This is a genomic window from Brumimicrobium oceani, assembly GCF_003143775.1.
GTDB lineage: Bacteria > Bacteroidota > Bacteroidia > Flavobacteriales_D > Crocinitomicaceae > Brumimicrobium > Brumimicrobium oceani.
The window spans coordinates 1-4,577 of the sequence record NZ_QFRJ01000027.1; the positions used below are offsets into that span (position 1 = coordinate 1).

4 protein-coding genes are annotated in these 4,577 nt (G+C 36.4%); 1 reads left to right on the plus strand and 3 read right to left on the minus strand.

Going from position 1 to position 4,577, the window contains the following annotated elements; genetic code table 11:
* Positions 1-43: 43 nt before the first annotated feature.
* Positions 44-718: a peptide-methionine (S)-S-oxide reductase MsrA gene (gene msrA / locus DIT68_RS16070; protein ID WP_109360842.1), complete on the minus strand. Its 675-nt coding sequence runs from the start codon at positions 716-718 to the stop codon at positions 44-46.
* Between the two features lie 188 nt (positions 719-906).
* On the opposite strand from msrA, the gene aspS reads away from it, so the two are divergent.
* Positions 907-2,661 carry an aspartate--tRNA ligase gene (gene aspS, locus DIT68_RS16075; RefSeq protein WP_109360843.1) on the plus strand — a complete coding sequence of 585 codons (1,755 nt, stop codon included), beginning with the start codon at positions 907-909 and terminating at the stop codon, positions 2,659-2,661.
* Positions 2,662-2,768: 107 nt separating this feature from the next.
* Here the strand turns inward: aspS and trxA are convergent, their stop codons facing one another.
* Complete coding sequence (trxA, locus tag DIT68_RS16080; RefSeq protein WP_109360844.1) at positions 2,769-3,125, minus strand: thioredoxin; 357 nt, start codon at positions 3,123-3,125, stop codon at positions 2,769-2,771.
* 190 nt (positions 3,126-3,315) lie between these two features.
* Positions 3,316-4,323 carry a T9SS type A sorting domain-containing protein gene (locus tag DIT68_RS16085; RefSeq protein ID WP_109360845.1) on the minus strand — a complete coding sequence of 336 codons (1,008 nt, stop codon included), beginning with the start codon at positions 4,321-4,323 and terminating at the stop codon, positions 3,316-3,318.
* Positions 4,324-4,577: the final 254 nt, after the last annotated feature.

The window sequence follows — 4,577 nt, forward strand, 5'->3', positions numbered from 1 at the left end:
GCAAATCGCCCCTACAAACCGCCCATATATATCGCCGCGCTAACTACTTCAATAATTCAGGGAATTTCGCTTTGAATTTGTTTAATCGCGGAACCGAAACCGCTTTCACGTATCCATTGTTTGGGTTATTTCGTTCGTAGTTTTGGTGGTAATCTTCGGCGGCATAAAAAGCCTCGAATGGAACGACCTCTGTCGTGATTTTTGGAAAAACCTTCTTATCCAATAACTCCTTAATGTAATTTTGTGCTAATTCCCTTTCTTGCGCATTGCGATAAAAAATAGAGCTGCGGTATTGTCTGCCTTTATCAGGCCCTTGTTGGTTTAATATCGTAGGATCTTGTGAGCCAAAAAACACTTTTAATAAGGTCGGATAATCAATCTTTGTACTGTCATAATGCACTGCTACCGCCTCTGCATGATTCGTTCGACCCGCACTAACTAAGTCATATTTGGCATTCATTGCTTTTCCACCAGAATATCCCGAAATTACATCGCCTACCCCTCTAACAGACTCAAACACTGCTTCGACGCACCAAAAGCATCCCGATGCAAAATAAGCAACTGTATTTGTTTCAACGTTTTGATTGCCCGCAGGAGAGATTTGGATGGAATGGGTATGTGCGCTTTGCAAACCTGAACTACCATCGTGCAAATCTCCTTTGCTATTACAACTCGCTATTCCGAATACAAATGATAAAAATAATATTGTTGTTTTCATTGGTTTTGTTTCTTATGTAACGTTTTGGAAAGTATTTTTGTTTGGTGTGGTAGATTTGATAGGGGTGATTTGGTAGGGGCGATTTGCAAATCGCCCCTACCAAATCACCCCTACCAAATGACAAAAACCAAAACCGAAGCCATAAAGTTCAATCTTCTTTCTATTTTTGCAACTATAAATAAAATATTATGTTTAGAACGCACACCTGTGGCGAATTACGCCTGTCTAATGTTGGAAGTGAAGTAACTTTGAGTGGTTGGGTACAACGTACTCGAGAAATGGGGGGTATGACTTTCGTTGATCTTCGTGATCGCTATGGAATTACACAATTGGCCTTTAATACAGAAGATAACGAGGAACTAAATCAAAAATCGCGAAAATTAGGACGTGAGTTTGTTGTTCAAGTGAAGGGAAAAGTAATAGAGCGCTCTAGCAAAAACTTGAATATTCCTACAGGTGAGGTCGAAATCCTCGTCAATGAATTAAACATTTTAAACTCTGCAAAAACACCTCCGTTCACCATTGAAAATGAAACAGATGGCGGTGATGAATTGAGAATGAAATACCGTTATTTAGATATTCGCCGAAAAGCGGTCTTGGACAAATTACGCCTTCGTAATAAAGTATCCTTAGAAACTAGAAAATATTTAGATTCTGTTGACTTTATGGATATAGAAACGCCATATTTGATAAAGTCTACACCTGAAGGCGCAAGAGATTTCGTTGTACCAAGTAGAATGAATCAAGGTGAATTTTATGCTTTACCACAATCACCGCAAACGTTTAAGCAGTTGTTGATGGTTTCTGGAATTGATAAATACTACCAAATTGTTCGTTGTTTTAGAGACGAGGATTTGCGTGCAGACCGCCAGCCAGAGTTCACACAAATTGACTGCGAAATGTCTTTCGTTGAACAAGAAGATATCTTGAATACCTTCGAAGGAATGGTTAAACACTTATTTAAGTCTTGCAGAGACATAGAATTTGAGGGAGATTTTCCAAGAATGACCTATGCCGATGCCATGGAGAAATATGGTTCTGACAAACCTGATATTCGTTTTGAAATGGAATTCAATAACATGAATTCTGTAACTAAAAACAAAGGCTTTAAAATCTTTGACGAAGCAGAATTAGTTTTAGGAATTGTAGCCAATGAATGCGCAGTGTATACGCGTAAGCAACTGGACGCCATAACAAAATGGGTGCAACGACCACAAGTGGGTGCAAAAGGGTTGGTTTATTGTAAATATAATGCTGATGGAACCTTCAAAAGTTCTGTAGACAAATTTTATAGTCAGGAAGATTTACAAGAATGGGCAGACCATACAGGAGCAAAGCCTGGCGATTTGATTTTCATTTTAAGTGGAGATACGGATAAAGTACGCAGTCAAATGAATGACTTGCGTTTACACATGGGAGATGAACTAGGATTAAGAAATCCAAATGAGTTTAAACCACTATGGGTTATAGATTTCCCTCTTTTAGAATGGGATGAGGATTCAAACCGTTTTCATGCTATGCATCATCCATTTACTTCTCCTAAAGCGGAAGATATCGCTTTATTGGAAACTGATCCAGGAAAAGTACGCGCAAATGCTTATGACTTAGCAATGAATGGTGTTGAACTCGGTGGAGGGTCTATACGTATTCACGACAAAGAACTTCAAGCTTTGATGTTAAAACACCTTGGGTTTACTGAAGAAGAAGCAAATAAACAATTTGGTTTCTTAATGGACGCATTTGAATTCGGTGCACCGCCACATGGAGGAATCGCATTCGGATTAGACCGTTTGGTTGCTACAATGGGTGGTTCAGATTCTATTCGTGATTACATCGCTTTCCCAAAAAATAATTCTGGACGTGATATCATGATTGATGCACCTGCAACGATTGACAAAGAGCAATTAAAAGAATTGGCCTTAAAAGTAGAGATCGAGGATTAATCCTCAATTGAGAATTTGATACAATAAAAAACGCAATTGGACTTTTGATTTTAACCAAAAACTCAATTGCGTTTTTATTTTATTATCTAATCACTTTCAGCCTGTAGTTACACAAGCTCCTTTTCTATAATTTCTTTCAATGATGTTTTAGGCAAAGCACCCGCTTGCATCATGGGTTGCTTGCCTCCTAAAGGAATAAACAACATGCTCGGAATACTTCTAATTCCAAACACTGAAGATAATTCTTGTTCTACTTCAGTATCAACTTTATAGATTTTCACTTTTCCTTCATACTCTTTAGAAAGTTCTTCCAAAATTGGAGCTACCATTTTACAAGGTCCACACCAATCAGCATAAAAATCGATAATTGCTGGAACGTCATCTTTGTATTTCCATTCCTTAGAAGCGGTATAATCAAATATATCTGCTTTAAATTGTTCTGCTGTTAAATTTATTGTTGCCATATCTATTTTTCTTTTGGTGCAAAGATAAAGATTGAAGTGTGTAAAGTGTGTAACCCATGTAACGTTGATTTATTAGAAACACTATAAACAGTGGGGTTTAGGAAAAATTAACTTTCAAAATATTTCAAAACCAAAAAGCCAGAAAAAGCAAATCTTTTTCTGGCTTTCACATTTATCTTATTTGGTGTCTTTACTTTTTAATCAATCGAAGGCTTTCTTCACCATTTACAACATAGTACATTCCTTGCGGCAATTGACTCATGTCCACAAATGTTTTTCCTGAAGGCGAGGATGTGCTATTAACATTTCCCGTAACCTCCACTCCAACTGCATTAAATATCCTTAGTCCTAAACTTTCATCTACCCCTATCAAAGTAGCAGAATGAAGAACAGGATTTGGATAAGCTTGAAGTTCTTCCTCCGCCTCATTTTCTATTGAAACAATATTAAAGACTTCTGTTGTTCCATCGAAATCTGTTTGACTTAATCTGTAATATGAAATTCCAGCATAAGGAGAATGATCAATCCAAGAATAAGCAATTGTTCTAGAGCTGTTTCCCGCCCCTGGAACCGTTTGAATATTTTCCCATGAAAACCCATCTTTTGAGCGTTCAATAGTAAAGTAATCATTGTTCAATTCGCTCGCTGTTTTCCAATTAACTTCAACTTCACGGTCATTTTTATAAGCATCGAAAGTCATGAGTTCTATTGGGAGCGTTGAAGTATTTCCTACTGTAATGAATTGATCACCGTTATAACCTTTCATTTGAATTTGAAATTCAACTTGGTCACAGAGCAAGCTCTCCACTGTAGCGGTATTACAAGTTGACTCACCAACCCAAATATTACCAACAGTTTTTCCTGATCCCTCTCCCATTTTATTGGGTAGATTAAAAAATGTAGTTTTATCATTACATACGAAACTTCCTTGTAAAGTATAAATTTGATTAAAACCTACTTCTTTATTATTTTGATTATAGGCCTTAATTGAATAATCAAAGAGTACATTATAGTTATACCCCCATTTACAATCATAAGGAGGGTTTCCCGAATTTAGGATTTCTATACCTGTTGTCTCTAACTCAATAACAACAGTTTTGTTACCCTGAACTTCTACGGATGTTGAAAATTGGTATTGTCCAACCAGACCAAAACCAACAATCAACGTAAAAAGCAAGGTTGTAAGTACATGTTTCATTGTGCGTGCATAATTTAATTCAGTGCAAATATAGAGCGTTTTTGTCTATGTGTGCATAACTTTTGTTACATATTTTTTTATTTTTTGTTAAAAACAATGATTAAAGTCAGTTTTATGGGAAGATTTTGGGTCATGTGAATTTTAAGGGGATTTGATTAATTTTACCTACTAAAAACATCGATGAACTCATCCTTAATATCTCATGTTTTACCTGAGGAGCTTATAAAGTATTTTGATATAAAAGAAGTTTTAGT